At 70.4% G+C, this 15,789-nt stretch carries 16 protein-coding genes; 11 read left to right on the top strand and 5 right to left on the bottom strand.

The features are described from left to right. The first annotated feature begins 153 nt into the window (after positions 1-153). The 3 genes from BLQ63_RS07415 to BLQ63_RS07405 all read left to right on the top strand — a co-directional run bounded on the left by BLQ63_RS07415 (position 154) and on the right by BLQ63_RS07405 (position 3,010). The gene (locus tag BLQ63_RS07415; protein WP_177154819.1) at positions 154-666 is read left to right on the top strand and encodes a LytR C-terminal domain-containing protein; all 513 of its coding nucleotides are present in this window, start codon (positions 154-156) and stop codon (positions 664-666) included. A 210-nt stretch (positions 667-876) separates the two neighbouring features. Beyond that, entirely contained in the window at positions 877-2,460 is a 1,584-nt protein-coding gene (locus BLQ63_RS07410) for an RNA polymerase sigma factor (protein WP_091031029.1), read from the top strand. Between the two features lie 310 nt (positions 2,461-2,770). Further along, entirely contained in the window at positions 2,771-3,010 is a 240-nt protein-coding gene (locus BLQ63_RS07405; RefSeq protein ID WP_030162469.1) for a DUF7455 domain-containing protein, read from the top strand. Between the two features lie 159 nt (positions 3,011-3,169). Here the strand turns inward: BLQ63_RS07405 and BLQ63_RS07400 are convergent, their stop codons facing one another. Both BLQ63_RS07400 and dtd read right to left on the bottom strand, forming a co-directional pair. Beyond that, positions 3,170-4,882 (bottom strand): DEAD/DEAH box helicase, encoded by a 1,713-nt coding sequence (locus tag BLQ63_RS07400; RefSeq protein WP_091031026.1) that lies wholly within the window; start codon positions 4,880-4,882, stop codon positions 3,170-3,172. A gap of 60 nt (positions 4,883-4,942) precedes the next feature. Continuing rightward, positions 4,943-5,365 carry a D-aminoacyl-tRNA deacylase gene (dtd, locus tag BLQ63_RS07395; RefSeq protein ID WP_091031023.1) on the bottom strand — a complete coding sequence of 141 codons (423 nt, stop codon included), beginning with the start codon at positions 5,363-5,365 and terminating at the stop codon, positions 4,943-4,945. A 62-nt stretch (positions 5,366-5,427) separates the two neighbouring features. Here dtd and BLQ63_RS07390 point away from each other — a divergent pair, with 62 nt between their 5' ends. The 5 genes from BLQ63_RS07390 (at position 5,428) to BLQ63_RS07370 (ending at position 8,752) form a co-directional block, all read left to right on the top strand. Beyond that, complete coding sequence (locus tag BLQ63_RS07390; RefSeq protein WP_245680885.1) at positions 5,428-5,733, top strand: DUF3099 domain-containing protein; 306 nt, start codon at positions 5,428-5,430, stop codon at positions 5,731-5,733. Positions 5,734-5,824: 91 nt separating this feature from the next. Continuing rightward, positions 5,825-6,106, top strand: a complete 282-nt coding sequence (locus BLQ63_RS07385) for a DUF3039 domain-containing protein (protein WP_091031575.1) — start codon at positions 5,825-5,827, stop codon at positions 6,104-6,106. A gap of 66 nt (positions 6,107-6,172) precedes the next feature. Further along, positions 6,173-6,910 carry a trimeric intracellular cation channel family protein gene (locus BLQ63_RS07380; RefSeq protein WP_245680883.1) on the top strand — a complete coding sequence of 246 codons (738 nt, stop codon included), beginning with the start codon at positions 6,173-6,175 and terminating at the stop codon, positions 6,908-6,910. A gap of 50 nt (positions 6,911-6,960) precedes the next feature. After that, positions 6,961-7,929 carry a sigma-70 family RNA polymerase sigma factor gene (locus BLQ63_RS07375; RefSeq protein ID WP_091031021.1) on the top strand — a complete coding sequence of 323 codons (969 nt, stop codon included), beginning with the start codon at positions 6,961-6,963 and terminating at the stop codon, positions 7,927-7,929. 136 nt (positions 7,930-8,065) lie between these two features. Beyond that, positions 8,066-8,752 carry a metal-dependent transcriptional regulator gene (locus BLQ63_RS07370; protein ID WP_091031018.1) on the top strand — a complete coding sequence of 229 codons (687 nt, stop codon included), beginning with the start codon at positions 8,066-8,068 and terminating at the stop codon, positions 8,750-8,752. Positions 8,753-9,051: 299 nt separating this feature from the next. On the opposite strand, the gene BLQ63_RS07365 is transcribed toward BLQ63_RS07370, so the two are convergent. From BLQ63_RS07365 to BLQ63_RS07355, 3 genes are read right to left on the bottom strand one after another with little or no spacing between them, the layout of a single operon-like run. Then, complete coding sequence (locus tag BLQ63_RS07365) at positions 9,052-9,660, bottom strand: hypothetical protein (protein WP_091031015.1); 609 nt, start codon at positions 9,658-9,660, stop codon at positions 9,052-9,054. Continuing rightward, on the bottom strand, positions 9,657-10,451 hold the full coding sequence (locus tag BLQ63_RS07360; protein ID WP_091031012.1) for a sulfurtransferase: 795 nt from the start codon (positions 10,449-10,451) through the stop codon (positions 9,657-9,659). The genes BLQ63_RS07365 and BLQ63_RS07360 overlap by 4 nt, the downstream gene beginning before the upstream one ends. Positions 10,452-10,461: 10 nt before the next feature. Further along, the gene (locus BLQ63_RS07355; RefSeq protein ID WP_218125114.1) at positions 10,462-10,917 is read right to left on the bottom strand and encodes a deaminase; all 456 of its coding nucleotides are present in this window, start codon (positions 10,915-10,917) and stop codon (positions 10,462-10,464) included. Between the two features lie 173 nt (positions 10,918-11,090). Here BLQ63_RS07355 and BLQ63_RS07350 point away from each other — a divergent pair, with 173 nt between their 5' ends. The 3 genes from BLQ63_RS07350 to BLQ63_RS07340 are packed head-to-tail and all read left to right on the top strand — an operon-like array spanning position 11,091 to position 15,787. Continuing rightward, positions 11,091-12,440, top strand: coding sequence for a CHASE3 domain-containing protein (locus BLQ63_RS07350; protein WP_091031005.1), 1,350 nt, complete (start codon positions 11,091-11,093; stop codon positions 12,438-12,440). After that, positions 12,437-13,393, top strand: a complete 957-nt coding sequence (locus tag BLQ63_RS07345) for a glutamate ABC transporter substrate-binding protein (protein WP_091031002.1) — start codon at positions 12,437-12,439, stop codon at positions 13,391-13,393. The genes BLQ63_RS07350 and BLQ63_RS07345 overlap by 4 nt, the downstream gene beginning before the upstream one ends. Positions 13,394-13,402: 9 nt before the next feature. Next, positions 13,403-15,787, top strand: a complete 2,385-nt coding sequence (locus BLQ63_RS07340) for a serine/threonine-protein kinase (RefSeq protein WP_091030998.1) — start codon at positions 13,403-13,405, stop codon at positions 15,785-15,787. The last annotated feature ends 2 nt before the right edge of the window (positions 15,788-15,789 follow it).

Raw genomic sequence — 15,789 nt, 5'->3', positions numbered from 1 at the left:
CACTTCCGTGGCGAGGGCCGCGAGTGTACCGCCTCTCGCCCACGGAGACGTCTCGCGCACGATAGCCTCTCCATGGCAACGTTTGCGGGGCGTCGGCTCGTCTAAGAGCCAGACATCAGTTCGCTCTGTTCTGGAGATTTCGGGGAGGCAGCCGTGCGTATCGCTCGTATCCGCGCTTTGACGGTATTGTGCGCATTGGCACTGGTCGCGGGGCTGATCACCGTGTGGGCGATTCGCAACGACTCGCAACTGTCGGCGAGTTCCGACTGCGAGCCCGGCGCCGTCGAGATCAAGACCGCGCCCATTCCCGACCCCTCGGAGATCGAAGTGGTCGTCCTCAACGGCACCGACCGCACCGGACTGGGCGAGCAGGCCGCCGCGCAACTCGAGGACCGCGGATTCATCGTCACCGATGTGGGCGACACCGACGAGAAGGTCGACGAGCCCGCGGTCGTATTCTTCGGGCCCGCGCAGTTCGCGGCCGGAGTGCACGTCCACGCGTACTTCCTCGGCGGCCGACAGGAGTTCTCACTCGACTGGGACAAGCCCATCACGATCATCCTCGGAGACGAGTTCGCGGAGGTCCGCTCCACCTCCGACGCACGCCAGTCTTTCGCGCAGAGCGGCAGCATCGAGGCACCCGAGGGCACCTGCACGGTAGAATAGGCAGCCGCCGCCCCCGGCTCGCGACACTGAAACTGAAAATGCGGAAACACAGCTCGAAACAGCACCACGGACGGGCCGATAGCGATTTTCGGCGCTACAATTCACGCCTGCCCGGTCGTGTGCCGACCTGGGCTGCCGACCCAATATCCAACGCTCACCCGCCATGGAGCCCGGCTGCGCCGTGCCCGCCATTGCCTCGGAAGGTTGCTCGTGACTGACGCACGTCCCACCGGCACAGACGTCAATTCCTTGACCGACTCGCTGCTCGCTCTGGCCCGAGAGAGCAACGGGCAGCTGACGTCCGCGACAGTCGCTCAGGTCCTCGAGTCGGTTCAGGCCTCCCCCGCCGAAGGCAAGAAGGTCCTCCGCGCGCTCGCCGAGGCCGACGTCACCGTGGTCGTGGACGGTTCCCCCTCCACGCGCAAGCGCGTCCCCGCCGCCCGCACCGCCACCTCCTCGCGCACCACCACCGCCAAGGCCGCCAAGAAGACCGCGGTGAAGAAGACGACCGCCAAGAAGGCCGTCCCCTCCGCCGGCGACGGCGCCGAGGACGAGACCCCGGTCAAGAAGGCGGCCAAGAAGACCGCGAAGAAGGCCGTCGCCAAGAAGGCCGTCAAGAAGGCCGCCGCGAAGCCCGCCGACGGCGAGGAGCCCGACGAGGCCGCCCTGGCCGCCGCCGACGAGGACGCCCTCGCCGAAGCCGCGGCCGCGGCCCCCGCCAAGAAGGCCACCCGCAAGAAGGCCGCGAAGAAGGCGACCGCCGGCCGCAAGTCCAAGAAGGACGGCGAGGACGGCGACGAGGAAGACGGCTTCGAGTGGGACGAGGAGGACTCCGAAGCGCTCAAGCAGGCCCGCAAGGACGCCGAGATGACCGCCTCGGCCGACTCCGTCCGCGCCTACCTCAAGCAGATCGGCAAGGTGCCGCTCCTCAACGCGGCCCAGGAAGTCGAACTCGCCAAGCGCATCGAGGCCGGCCTGTACGCCGTCGAGCGCCTCAAGCAGCTCAAAGAGGGCGGCGGCGAGATCCCCACGCAGATGCGCCGGGACCTCGAGTGGATCATCCGCGACGGCGACCGCGCCAAGGACCACCTCCTGGAGGCGAACCTCCGCCTCGTCGTCTCGCTCGCGAAGCGCTACACCGGCCGCGGCATGGCGTTCCTGGACCTGATCCAGGAGGGCAACCTCGGGCTCATCCGCGCCGTCGAGAAGTTCGACTACACCAAGGGCTACAAGTTCTCCACGTACGCCACCTGGTGGATCCGCCAGGCCATCACCAGGGCCATGGCCGACCAGGCGAGGACCATCCGTATACCAGTCCACATGGTGGAGGTCATCAACAAGCTCGGCCGCATACAGCGTGAGCTTCTTCAGGACCTCGGCCGCGAGCCCAGCCCCGACGAGCTGGCCAAGGAGATGGACATCTCCCCGGAGAAGGTCCTCGAGATCCAGCAGTACGCGCGCGAGCCGATCAGCCTCGACCAGACCATCGGCGACGAGGGCGACAGCCAGCTCGGCGACTTCATCGAGGACTCCGAGGCCATTGTGGCCGTCGACGCCGTCTCCTTCTCGCTCCTCCAGGGCCAGCTCCAGCAGGTGCTGCAGACCCTCTCCGAGCGCGAGGCCGGCGTCGTGCGACTGCGCTTCGGCCTCACCGACGGCCAGCCGCGGACCCTGGACGAGATCGGACAGGTCTACGGCGTCACCCGCGAGCGGATCCGCCAGATCGAGTCGAAGACGATGTCCAAATTGCGACACCCGTCCCGCTCTCAGGTCCTGCGCGACTACCTCGACTAGCGGCGCGAAGCTCGCTTTTCGGCGCCCGCGCTTGCGAACTGGTTGGTCGAGCACGCCCGCGAGCGGGGGTGTATCACCCGAACGGGTGGGTATCCGAAAGCCACGCCGGGTTGTCGATCACCGTTCCGTGGGCTACGGTGTGGAACAACTATCGCGACCGACCCAACGAGTGAGCCGAGTCTCAGTCGGGAAGTGTCGGGAAGAGGTAGTACAGTGCAGGCGTTGAACGGAACGAGCCGATCAACGGTTCGACGTAAGTAACCATCTGTGTCGCAGAGACACAGCGACCGAACGCAGCGGAGGACCTGGTATGACATCCACCCTGACGCCCCCGCCCCAGACGGAGGAACGTCCGATCGCGGGCGAGCGCTGCGATCGGTGTAGCGCCGCGGCGAAACTTCGCGTGACCCTGGCCGAAGGCGGCGACCTCGTCTTCTGCGGCCACCACGCGAACCAGTTCGCCGAGAAGCTCGTGCCGATCGCCATCGACTTCACGGCAGACCCCGAATTCGAGTGGCGGGGCACCGACCTCATGGCCTCACAGAACTGACGCCCACGAAGACTTAGGAACGAGGGCCCGAGCGGGAGACCGCTCGGGCCCTCGCACGTTTCGTGAAGCACGTTCTCGTGAAGCGATGAATGGCGCCGCCTCGGCGGTGCGGACCGAAGGGCGGCCGGGTATCCCGGCCGCCCTTCGGTCTTCAGGTGCTCACCAGGAGCGGATCGTCGCGATCCGCTCCTCCAACTGCTCGATGGTCGCCTGCGCGCTCGGAGGGCCCCCGCAGGAGGACCGCAGCTTCGCGTGGATCTTCCCGTGCGGCTCGTTCGTGGAGAACGAGCGGGCGCCGACGAGCGCGTTCAGCTGCTTGCGGAGCTTGAGCCGCTTCTGCGCGTTCGTCATCGCCGGCTCGGCCGCCGGGCGCTCGGCGACGTCGGTGCGCGTCCCGCTCTTCTGCTTGGCCATCTGCTCGCGCTGGCGCTTCTGGAGCAGCAGGTGCACCTGCTCCTGCGTCAAGAGCCCGGGCAGGCCCAGGTACTCCTGCTCCTCGGCGCTCCCGGCCTGCACCGGCAGGCCGAACGAGCCGCCGTCGAAGATCACCTGATCGAGTTCGGCGCTCGACTCCAGGGTCTCGTGCTGCCCGCCCAGCTCGGTGCCCTCGTTGAGCACCCGCTGCGCCTGCTCCAGCAGCAGCTCGGGGTCCTCGTCGGCGGACTTGAGCTTGATGACGTGGTCGCGGTCGGCCTCCAGGTTCTCCGCCAGGCTCAGCAGCGGAATGACCGAGGGCAGGAACACCGAGGCGGTCTCGCCGGGCCGGCGCGAGCGCACGAAGCGGCCGATGGCCTGCGCGAAGTACAGCGGGGTCTGCGCGTTCGTGGCGTAGACGCCCACGGCCAGGCGCGGGATGTCCACGCCCTCGGAGACCATCCGGACGGCCACCATCCACTCCTCATCGGACTCCGCGAACTTCGCGATCCGCTCCGAGGAGCCCGTGTCGTCCGACAGGACGATCGTGGCGCTCTTGCCGGTCGTGCGCTTGAGGATGCCCGCGTAGGAGCGGGCGCTGTTCTGGTCCGAGGCGATGATGAGCCCGCCCGCGTCGGGCATCCCGGCCGCGCGCAGCGACGAGAGGCGCCGGTCGGCGGCCCTGATGACCTGCTTGATCCACTCCCCCTCCGGGTCGAGCGCGGTGCGCCAGGCCTGGCTGGTGAGGTCCTTGGTCAGCGGCTGGCCCAGCCGGACGGCGAGCTCGTCGCCGGCGCTGGTGCGCCACTTCGTCTCCCCCGAGTAGGCCATGAACATGACCGGGCGCACGACGCCGTCGGCCAGCGCGTCCCGGTAGCCGTACAGGGCGTCGGAGCGCGAGCGCCTCGTGCCGTCGGGGTCCTCGTCGTAGTCGATGAACGGGATGGGGTTGTCGTCGCTGCGGAAGGGCGTGCCGGTCAGGGCGAGGCGGCGCTCGGCCTCGTCGAAGGCGGTCTGGACGCCTTCGCCCCAGGAGCGGGCGTCGCCGGCGTGGTGGATCTCGTCGAGGATGACGAGGGTGCGGCGGGCCAGGGTGCGGCGGCGGTGGACCGCGGGGTCGGCGCCGATCTGGGCGTAGGTGACGACGACGCCGTGGTAGTCGGTGGCGTTGTGGACGTGCGAGTTCTTGAAGGAGGGGTCGAGCTGGATGCCGAATCGGGCGGCGGCGAGGGACCACTGGGTCTTCAGGTGCTCGGTCGGGCAGACGACGGTGACGGTGTCGACGGTGCCGTCGGCGAGCAGGTCGTAGGCGATGCGCAGGGCGAAGGTGGTCTTGCCGGCGCCGGGCGTGGCGACGGCCAGGAAGTCGCGCGTCTGACCCCGGTGGTAGGAGACCATGGCCTTGCGCTGCCAGACCCGAAGCGAGGGAAGCATTTCGGGTGGGGCGGCCGGGATCATGCGGGCTCCTCTCGGACGACGGTGGACCCGGTTGATTTTAGGCCGCGAGCGGGGTCACGTTCAGCGCTCCAGGAGGATCGTGTTGGGACCGACGTTGACACTGCGCACTTCCATCATGGCGCCGAACTTCCCGGTCTCGACTCGGGCGCCGAGTCCGCGCAGGTGGGCGGCGACGGCGTCGACGAGCGGCTCGGCCGCGGGGCCGGGTGCGGCGGCGTTCCAGGACGGGCGCCGGCCTTTGCGCGTGTCGGCGTAGAGGGTGAACTGGCTGACGAGGAGGATCGGCGCGTCCAGTTCGGATGCTGACCGCTCGTCGCGCATGATCCGCAGGTGCCAGATCTTCTCGGCGATCCAGCGGACCTCGCCGTCGCCGTCGGCGTGGGTGACGCCCAGGAGGACGAGGAGTCCTTCGCCGATGGCGCCGACGGCGGTGCCCTGGACGGTGACTTCGGCTTCGCTGACGGTCTGGACCACTGCTCTCATGCGTTCGATCCTGCCGTACGGGCCAGGCGTAGTCTCGAAGGGTGACTCGGCGCGGCAAGGCAGTGAGCATCACCGATGCGGTGATGTCGATCGAGGACGAGCGCCGGATCAGGACGACCCGGTACATCGTGATGATGTCGATCAGGATCGTGCTCGTGATCCTGTGCGGGGTCCTGGTGATGCTCGACGCGCCGTTCCTGGTCGTGTGGCTGCCGTTGTGCGCGATCGGCATGGCGGTGCTGCCGTGGCTGGCGGTCCTGCTGGCGAACGACCGTCTGGCGAAGGAGAAGCCGGGCCGGTTCGACAGGCACCGGCGGCGGGCCCGGACGCTCGAGGCGCCCGAGCGTCGGATGATCGATTCGGAGTAGTCGCGGACGCTCGCGGGTCGCATATTCTGGGGAGCGTGGCAAGATTGACGGACTCTTGCCCGCGATTGAGGAGTGAGTTGACGTGAGCGAGCTGCCCACCACCGGCGGATCTGATTCGACCGGAGCCGGTTCGAACGGAGCCGGCTCGACCCTGCTCGAAGAGCAGACCAAGACCAACCCGAACTACACCTACGAGGACGGCGACGAGGAGCGATTCTCGCACTACGTCCCGAAGGACAAGCTCATGGGCGCCATGCTCGACGGCATCCCGGTGAAGGCGCTGTGCGGGAAGATGTGGGTGCCCACGCGCGATCCCGACCGCTTCCCGATCTGCCCGAACTGCAAGGACATCTTCGAGAAGATGCGCAAGTAGGCGGCCGCCCTCTCACCTTCGGCGAGATGACTCGTGTGATCCGGCTCCACCTGCTATAACGCTCGGGTGGAGCCTTCTTCTCTGGACATCGACCCCGGCGCGGTGAGCCTGGTCGCCGAACTGGTCGGCACCGCGGTCTTCGCCGCCTCGGGCGCGAGCGCCGCGGTCGGCAAGCGGCTGGACCTGTTCGGGGTGGTCGTCATCGGGGTGCTGTGCGCCCTCGGGGGCGGGGCGCTGCGCGACATCCTCATCGACGCCAAGCCGCTCGCGCTCACCGACTGGCGCTATCCGCTGGTGGCGGTCGTGGCGTCGCTGTTCGTCTTCCGCTTTCACCCGGCGCTGTCGCGGATGCGGGCGACGATGCTGGTGCTCGACGCGGCCGGTCTGGCGCTGTTCACGGTGATCGGGACCATGAAGGGCCTCGAATACGGTTTCGCGGTCTATGCGGCTTGCACGGTCGGTGTACTCTCCGGAATCGGCGGGGGCATCCTGCGGGACGTCCTGGTCCAGGAGATCCCGGCGGTCCTGCGCGAGGACTTCTACGCCATGGCGTCCGCGATCGGGGCGCTGATCGTGTCGGTGGGCGCGCGGTGGGAGTCGCAGATCGGTCACTGGACGCTGATGCTGATCGCGATCGCGGCGGTCTTCGTTGTACGGATGGTGGCCATCAGGTATCGCTGGCAGGCCCCTAAACCGAAATTCTTACGCTGTCTCCCGACTTCGTGCCACCCTTCCGTCCGGGGGATCGCAAAGCTCGAAATCCGCTGCAAGCTGGTAACCCGACACCCGGTGCCCGCCGGGTGAGGTGCGGGTTCACCCCCCGCACGGGGGGCACGCAGCGAAAGGCGAAACCGATGGCACCTGTCGACAGCATCCGTCAGCGACCGGCTCAGCGACCGGCGCAGCGCGCGACCGAATACTCCGGCGACCCGGTTCGCGCCTATCTCAACGGCATCGGCAAGCACCGGCTCCTCACCGCCTCCGAAGAGGTCGAGTGCGCCAAGGCCATCGAGGCCGGCCTCATGGCCGAGTGCCGCATCTCGGAGATCACCGACCCCGACTTCCGCTCGGACCTGGCCCGGATCGCGGCCGAGGGCCGCGCGGCCAAGCAGCGAATGCTCGAGTCGAACCTGCGCCTGGTCGTCTCCGTCGCCAAGCGCTACTCCGGTGCCGGGATGAGCCTGCTCGACCTGATCCAGGAGGGCAACCTCGGGCTCATCCGCGCCGTCGAGAAGTTCGACTACCAGAAGGGCTACAAGTTCTCCACGTACGCCACGTGGTGGATCCGCCAGGCCATCAACCGGGCCGTGACCGACCAGTCGCGCACGATCCGGGTGCCCGCCCACACGGTGGACCAGATCAAGCGGATGAACCGGGCGCGCCAGGAGCTCATGGTCGAGCTGGGGCGCGAGCCCCGCTACGAGGAGATCGCCGCCGAGCTGGACGTCACCCCGGGCAAGGTGCTGGAGCTCATGTCCTACGACCGCGAGCCGGTGAGCCTGGACCAGACGGTCGGCGAGGACGACTCGACCGCGCTGGGCGACCTGGTCGCGCACCTGCCGCGCGAGCGGGCCGGGGACGACGCGGTGTCGTACGCGCTGCTGCGCCGCCACATCGCGAACGTGCTGGCCTCGCTGCCCGAGCGGGAACAGACCGTGCTCCGTCTGCGTTTCGGCATTGACGACGGGCGCCAGCGCACCCTCGAAGAGGTGTCGGCCGACTTCGGCCTCTCCCGCGAGCGGGTGCGCCAGATCGAGAAGAACGCGCTGCACCGTCTCCGCCAGCCCGACTACGCGGGTCGGCTCGCCGACTACGTGGCCTGAGCGCGGTGTTCGCCCCGGCTCTGCGTGGTTAATGGACCTGACGGCCGTATACCATTGAGGCGGACAGGGGGTCTGGCGGCTACTCGATCCACCCCGCTCGGTGCCCTGCGGGCGGACAACGTGAAGGAACGAAGCTGTGACCACGGACCTCGTCGACACCACTGAGATGTACCTCCGGACGATCCTCGAACTCGAAGAGGAAGGCGTCCCGGCGCTGCGCGCCCGGATCGCCGAACGCCTGGAGCAGAGCGGACCGACGGTCTCGCAGACCGTCGGCCGCATGCAGCGTCACGGCCTGCTCAACGTCAAGAGCGACCGGCATCTGGAGCTCACCGAGGAGGGCCGCCGCCAGGCGGTCGCGGTGATGCGCAAGCACCGGCTCGCCGAGAGGCTGCTCGTCGACGTCATCGGCATGTCCTACACCGAGGCCCATGACGAGGCCTGCAAGTGGGAGCACGTGATGAGCGACTCGGTCGAGAAGCGCGTGTACGAGCTGCTGCAGCACCCCACCCGGTCGCCGTACGGCAACACGATCCCCGGTCTCAAGGAGCTCGACGCCGCGGCCGTCACGGTCGGCCACGAGGCCGACGAGCGCCCGATGAGCGTGGTCTCCTCCGGTTCGAAGGTGCGCGTGACGCGCCTGTGCGAATCGGCCCAGACCCACCCCGAGCTGCTGGCCTCGCTGCACGACGCGGGCGTGGACCCGGGTGCCGAGGTCGCGATCGACCGCCTCGACGGCGAGGTCGCGGTGACCTCGGGCGAGGCGACCATCCGGCTGTCGGTCGACGACGCCGCGAAGATCTTCGCCGTCCCGGCCCTGTAGGACCGGTCCCCTTGCACCGCAGGGGTACCGCGGTCCGACCTGCGGCCGTGAAGGCTTCTCGTCTCGAGTATTGACCCACCGGCTACCGCAGAGTAGGCTGTCCAAAGCGTTGCAAACGTTTCCAATCCGCATGGAAGCACGCCTTCCAGCAGTGGGATCACGGAAACGGGCACGCGATGAGCTGGACTCCGCACCTGAGCGCCCTCCCCGCACCCCCGGCGGGGAGGGCGCTCGCGTTCCGCGGAGACGACGGCGCCGCCGGGCGATGCCCGGCGGCGCCGTTCGCGTCAGGGCCCGTCCTAACCCGCGTCGGCGTGCGCGGTCGCGATCCCCTTGGACAGGTCGGTGAAGCCCGCGACGAGGCCCTCGACCGCGGCGGGGTCGGTGCCCTCGGGCGTGGTGTAGCGCAGCTCGAAGATGGTGCCGCCGTCGTACCAGCCCATCTCCAGGGCCGGTCCCGCGCCGGTGTCCTCGGTGTGCACGATCCAGTAGGCGGCCTCGCCGAGGTCGTCGACCGATTCGGTGTCGTCGGAGAGCTCCTCCTCGTACACCTCGACGCTCGCGTCGGTGCCGATGACGAACAGCGTCAGGTCCGGGTAGGCGGCCTCGCCGGTCTGGACCGCGCAGGTCAGCTGCGCCGGCGTGTCCTCGCCGGCGTCCTCGCCCGGCCCGCCGGAGGCGAACCGGAAGTCCTCGCCGGTGGTCGAGTTGAGCAGCGCGGAGTCGATGAACGGGCACGCGCCCTCGGCGTCGGCCAGGTCCAGTTCGACCGGGCCGGTCTCCTCGGCCGCGTCGGTGGCCTCGTTCGCGGCGGTGTCCGCCGGGTCCTCGGCGGGCTCCTCATCGTCGGAGCACGCGGCCAGCGCGAGCAGCATGAGGGCGGGCAGGAGTGCGCGAGCGGCCTTCATCGCTCCTCCCCTCGGGCGACTTCGCGGCCCTGGGAGACCCAGTCGCTCCACGAGCCGATGTACACCGGCGGGGTCGGCAGTCCGGCCGCGGTGACGGCCAGGGCGGTGCGGGCGGCGCCCACGCCCGAGCCGCAGTAGAACGCGGCGTCGGCGTGCGGTGCGTAGCGTTCGCGCAGGCGGACGACGTCGGCGAAGTCGTCTTCGCCGAGGAAGAGGTTGACCGCGCCGGGCACGTGGCCGGCGACGGGGTCCATCGGTTCGAACTCGCCGCGGTAGCGCTCGGGGGCGCGGACGTCGACCAGTTCGCGCTCGTCGGCCCAGGCGGCGGCGTCCTCGGCGTCGAGCACCGGGAGGCTTCCGGGCCTGACGGTGACGGCGCCCTCTCGGGGTTGGGGCGCCTGGGTCTCCAGGGGGAGCCCGGCGTCGGTCCAGGCCTTGAGGCCGCCGCGCAGGACGTGGACGTCCTCCAGGCCCGCCCAGCGCAGGGTCCACCAGGTGCGGGCGGCGGCCATGAGGTCGCCGTCGTCGTAGACGAGGACGGTGGTGTCGTCGTCGATCCCGGCGGCCCGCAGGACCGCTTGCAGCGCTTCGGGTTCGGGAAGGGGGTGGCGTCCGCCGACGGGGCCGGCGGGCCCGCAGACGTCGCGGTCGAGGTCGAGCCGGGCGGCGCCGGGCAGGTGCCCCGCGGCGTAGTCGGCTTCCCTCGAGGGCCCGCCCAGGGTCCATCGGACGTCCAGTCGGACCGCTCCGGCCTGCGCGGCTGCCTGGTCTGCGTCGATCAGTGGCCTCATACGTCCCAGGTTATAGGAGGTGCGCGTTGGGGCGTTCGGCCGCCGCCTTGAATTCGGGCATCACGGCCACAACCACGCCGCTCTCGCGCAGGATCGCGTCGCCGCCGGGCGCGTCGACGAAGTTCGGGGGCTCGCCGAGGGCGTAGACGACGCGGGCGACGCCCGCGTCGATGAGCAGGCGCGCGCACGGGTCGGGCCGGGAGGCGCGGCGCCCGCACGGCTCCATGGACGAGTAGGCGGTGGCGCCGCGCGCGGCGGCCCCGGCCCGGCGCAGGGCGACCTCCTCGGCGTGGTCGGCGGGGTCCTCGGCGCGCGACCAGCCTTCGCCGACCATTTCGCCGCCGGCGACGATCACGGCCCCGACGCTGAAGGCGGTGTCGGAGGGCGGGCAGCGTTCGGCCAGCTCCACGGCTCGGGCCATCCAGCGTTCGTCATCCACTGTGGAGATCGGTTCGTCGTTCGTCACGCACCCACGGTACCGTCGCCGACACGGCGCGAACCGCCGCGCGACGGTAGTCCGCGTTCGTTGCCACGGGCCGATACCATGTGGGAGTCCCCCGACACTCCAGCCGCGTTGACGTGCGCGCGACGCTGGCGCCGCGGTTCCCCGCGGGACGTGAAACTAGTGAGGTGCAGTAGTTGTCCGTCCAGTCCCCTCCAGCGCAGGCGCAAGCGCCCGCACCGGCCGCCGGAGCCGCTCCGGGACGGCGCTTCGACCGCGCCCTGGCCTCGCTGCGGTACACCCCCGGGCAGCTGCGCGGCATCCTCGCCGTCCTGGCCGCGCTCATCCTCGGCGCCGGCGTCACCGGCATGACCGCGATCCTCGCGAAGTCCGCCGTCATCGAGGAGACCACCGGCCAGTCCGGCCGGCTGTCGGTGGCCGCGCTCCAGCTGTACCAGGCGCTCTCGCAGGCCGACGCGACCGCGACCTCCTCCTACCTGACCGCGGGCACGCCCTCGGACGAGATGAACGACACCTACCGCGAGGCCCTGCGCGACGCCACCGTCGCGATCGCCACCGCCTCCGGTGAGGTGAAGACCCCCGCCGACACGGAGCTCATCGCCGAGCTCAACGCCCGCCTGCCGGTCTACACCGGTCTGGTCGAGTCCGCCCGGACCTTCAACCGGCTCGGCGAACCGGTCGGCGCGACCTACCAGGAGCAGGCCTCCACGCTCATGCGCGAGGAAATGCTGCCCTCGGCGCACGACCTGCAGGACAACGCGCTCGAGCAGCTCAACGAGTCGCGCTCGGACGCCGAGGCGTTCCCGTGGGCCGCCGCGGTCCTCGCCGTCGCCGCGCTCGCGACGCTCGTATGGGCCCAGCTGTGGCTGTCGCGCAAGACCAACCGCGTGTTCAACCTCGGACTCGTGGGCGCCACGCTGCTGCTCGTGGGCTTCGCCGGATGGCTCGCGTTCGCCTCCCTCGCCTCGGCCGGGCACACCGACCGGTCCCACGAGGAGGGCGCCGTGCCGCTCGAACTGCTCGCCGAGGCCGAGATCACCGCCCAGCAGGCGCGCGCCGAGGAATCCCTCGTGCTCATCGCCCGCGGCGAGGACTCCGACGCCGCCGAGCGCTTCGAGACGCACATGACCGCGCTCGCCGACCCCGGGCAGCTCCTCGACCGGCTCGACGACGCCTTCGCCGACGACCCCGAGCTCTCCGCGCGCGTCGACGCGGCCCGCGAGGCCGCCGACACCTGGCGCTCGGGCCACGACGAGGTCATCAAACTCGCCCAGGAGGGCCGCTACACCGACGCCGTCGCGATGGCCGTCGGCGACAGCGACACGAGCCTGTGGGCGTCCTTCAGGACCCTCAACGAGGAACTGACCGCCGCGACCGAGGTCAGCGCCGACCGGTTCGCCGAGGCCACCGCCGACGCCCAGCGGTCGCTCTCGGGCGCCGCCGCCGGACTCGCGGTCCTGTCCCTGGCCGCGCTCATCAGCGCCGCGGTCGGCATCCAGCTGCGAGTGGCGGAGTACTACGCATGATTCGACACCAGATCCGACTCGCGGCCGCGGCAGCGGCCTGCTTCGTCCTCGCCGCCTGCTCCGGGCCGGCCAACATGGAGCCGCCGAACATCGACGTGCCCACGCCGCTGCCCTCGGGCATCGACTTCGAACCCGACATCGAGACCGCGCCGGTCGACGAGAGCTGCGACCCGCTCGCGTCCTACAGCCCCGGCGCCGTCACCGCCGAGCAGGCCCGCGCCCAGCTCGACGACGGCGAGCAGATCAGCATCGGCATCAGCCAGTCCACGAACCTCATGGGCTACCGCGACCCCGAGACCAACGCGCTCGCCGGCTTCGACATCGACATCGCCACCGCGGTCGCCGAGGCGGTCCTCGGCGCCGACGCGAACATCCGCTGGGTGCCCATGACCTCCAACGAGCGCGTCCCCTCGCTCGACGAGGACCGGGTCGACCTCATCGTGCGCACCATGACCATGAACTGCGACCGGTGGAACGAGGTCGAGTTCTCCGCCGAGTACTACCACGCGGGGCAGCGCCTGCTCGTCCCCACGGCCTCGGGCATCACCGGCCTCGCCGACCTCACCGCCGACCACCTGGTGTGCACCGGGAACGGCTCGACCTCGGTGCGCACCATCGCCGAGCAGTCCGAGGCCCAGGCGGTCACCGTGCCGGACTTCAACGACTGCCTGGTCCTGCTCCAGCAGGGCACCGTCGACGCGATCACCACCGACGACACCATCCTCGCCGGCATGGCCGTCCAGGACCCCACGCTCCAGGTCGTCGGCGACGCGTTCTCCGTGGAGCCCTACGGCATCGCCTTCCAGAAGGGCAACACCGACCTCGCGCGCTTCGTCAACGGCGCGCTCGAGACCATCATCGCCGACGGCACCTGGCAGGCCGCCTACGACAAGTGGCTCAAGGGGCCGCTCGCCGTCGAGGGCGCCCCGCCGGGCCCGAAGTACCGGGATTAAGGGGAGCCCATGAGCGACCAGCCGCCGCCCGAGCACACCCAGCGGTACCAGCCGGGCCAGGTCCAGCAGCAGCCGCCGACCGCCGAGGAGAGCGACACGCTCCGCGTGCGCAAGCGCCTCAACACCCCGCCCGCGGTGCCGCCGCAGCCGGGCTTCGCGCCCTCGCCGCCGCCGCCGATCGGCACCAGCGTGCCGCCCATGTCCCCCGCCGCGCCGCCGGTGGCGTACTCGGCGCAGTCCCAGCAGGTCGCACCGATCGGCTCGGTGGTCTCGCCGCCGCCCGCCCCGTACCGGGCGCCCGCCGCACCGCTGCCGCAGCCGATCACCGGCCCCGTCACGCGCTCCACGACCACCAGCGCCCGCCAGAGGGGCGGCCTGTCCGACATGCCGCCGGTGCCCCCCAGGGACCCCGCCGAAGCCGTCATGGAGCACCCGCAGGTGCCCGAGCACAAGCGCTTCTGCTCCTCGTGCGGCAAACCCGTCGGACGGCCCCAGGCCGGACGTACCGGCCGCGTCGAGGGCTACTGCGCCCACTGCCGCACCCGCTACTGGTTCACGCCCGCGCTCCAGCCCGGCGACGTGCTCTCCGAGCGCTACGAAGTGCTCGGCGCGATCGCCCACGGCGGCCTCGGCTGGATCTACCTCGCCAACGACCAGAACTTCGCCGACGACCTCACCCAGCGGTGGGTCGTCATCAAGGGCCTCATCAACACCTCCGACGAGGACGCGATCGAGGCCGCCATCAACGAGCGGCGCTTCCTCGTCGGCATCGACCACCCCAACGTGGTCGACATCCACGACTTCGTCGCCGCCGCCGACCCCCGCTCGGGCCAGCTCCAGTCGTACATCGTCATGGAGTACCTGGCCGGGAAGTCCCTGCGCGACATCAGGGAGGCCGTCGACGAGAACGGCGAGCGGAGGCCCCTCCCCCTCGAGCAGGTCCTCACCTACACCGCCGAGCTGCTGCCCGCGTTCAGCTACCTGCACGACCGGGGCCTGCTGTTCTGCGACTTCAAGCCCGACAACATGATCCACGTCGAGACCTGGCTCAAGCTCATCGACCTCGGCGCCGTGCGCCACGTCGACGACATGGAGTCGGCGATCTACGGCACCCCCGGCTACTCGGTGCCCAACGACGAGATCCTGTCCGTCGGCCCGTCGGTGACCTCGGACCTGTACACCATCGGCCGCTCCATGGCCGTGCTCGCCCTCGACTTCAAGGGCTTCACCAGCACCTACCGCGACAAGCTCCCGCCGGCCGCCGAAGCGCCCGTGTTCGCCGAATACGGGTCCTTCCACCGGCTGCTGCTGCGCGCCACCCACACCGAGCCGCGCTCGCGCTTCCAGGACGCCGACGACATGCGCACCCAGGTGCGCGGCGTCCTCCACGAAGTCCAGTCCGTCCAGCGGGGCGAGCCGAGGCACGAGCCCTCGACGCTGTTCAGCGGCGAGCAGTCGGTCTTCGGCGAACCGGACGTGGACTACGACATCCACGCCGTCGGCGACCCCTTCGACGTCGCGCACGCGCTGCCGACGCCGATGGTCGACCTCGCCGACCCGATGGCCGCGTTCCTCGCCACGCTCCAGGCCACCGACGCCGCCGGCATCCTCGCCGAACTCGCCGCCGCCCCGGCCCAGAGCCCGGAAGTGCAGCTGCGGCGCGTGCGGACCCTCGTCAACGCCGGCGACCTCAACCAGGCCGCCGCCGCGCTCGACCAGTTCGCCCAGCGCGAGGGCAACACGTGGCAGGTCACCTGGCTGCGCGGGACCATCTCGCTGCTGGCCGCCGACTTCCACACCGCCGCGGCGCACTTCGACGCCGTCTACTCCCACCTCCCCGGAGAGCTGGCCCCGCGCCTGGCGCTGGCGGCCTGCGCCGAACTGGCCGGGCGCCGCGACCTCGCACTGCCGCACTACACGCGGATCTGGGTCTGCGACCACCGGTTCGTCTCGGCCGCATACGGCCGGGCGCGCCTGCTGGACCTCGAAGGGCACTCCACGGACGCGATCACGACGCTCCACCAGGTGCCGAAGACCTCGGCGCAGTACGGGATCGCGCAGACCGCGGCAATCCAGACCGCGCTGCACAGCCGCACGGCCCCGCCGTCGCTGCTGGACCTGCACCACATGGCCGGGAGGCTCGACGAGCTCAAGCTCGAACCGAGGCGCCGCCACCTGGTGTCGACCCGCATCCTCCACTCCGCGCTGGAGACGGTGCTGCGCACCGGTCCGGCGCAGGAGCCGCGGGTCTTCGAGGCCCGGCCCGAGGAGCGGGAGCTGCGTCTGGCGCTGGAGCGGGCCTACCGCGACCTCGCCCACGCCTGCACCCGCAGGGAGGACCAGGTGTACTACTTCGACCTGGCCAACCGCCACCGCCCCCGCACGATGCTGTAGCG

It is taken from the genome of Glycomyces harbinensis, assembly GCF_900101745.1.
Classification (GTDB): Bacteria; Actinomycetota; Actinomycetes; order Mycobacteriales; family Micromonosporaceae; genus Glycomyces; species Glycomyces harbinensis.
This window is presented reverse-complemented; position numbering and strand designations above follow the sequence as displayed.

Bases quoted from the DNA above. Each gene is read 5' to 3' on its own strand.
- BLQ63_RS07405 (WP_030162469.1), top strand. From the start codon at position 2,771: ATGACATCCACCCTGACGCCCCCGCCCCAGACGGAGGAACGTCCGATC.
- BLQ63_RS07400 (WP_091031026.1), bottom strand. From the start codon at position 4,882: ATGATCCCGGCCGCCCCACCCGAAATGCTTCCCTCGCTTCGGGTCTGG.
- dtd (WP_091031023.1), bottom strand. From the start codon at position 5,365: ATGAGAGCAGTGGTCCAGACCGTCAGCGAAGCCGAAGTCACCGTCCAG.
- BLQ63_RS07375 (WP_091031021.1), top strand. From the start codon at position 6,961: ATGGCACCTGTCGACAGCATCCGTCAGCGACCGGCTCAGCGACCGGCG.
- BLQ63_RS07365 (WP_091031015.1), bottom strand. From the start codon at position 9,660: ATGAAGGCCGCTCGCGCACTCCTGCCCGCCCTCATGCTGCTCGCGCTG.
- BLQ63_RS07360 (WP_091031012.1), bottom strand. From the start codon at position 10,451: ATGAGGCCACTGATCGACGCAGACCAGGCAGCCGCGCAGGCCGGAGCG.
- BLQ63_RS07345 (WP_091031002.1), top strand. From the start codon at position 12,437: ATGATTCGACACCAGATCCGACTCGCGGCCGCGGCAGCGGCCTGCTTC.
- BLQ63_RS07340 (WP_091030998.1), top strand. From the start codon at position 13,403: ATGAGCGACCAGCCGCCGCCCGAGCACACCCAGCGGTACCAGCCGGGC.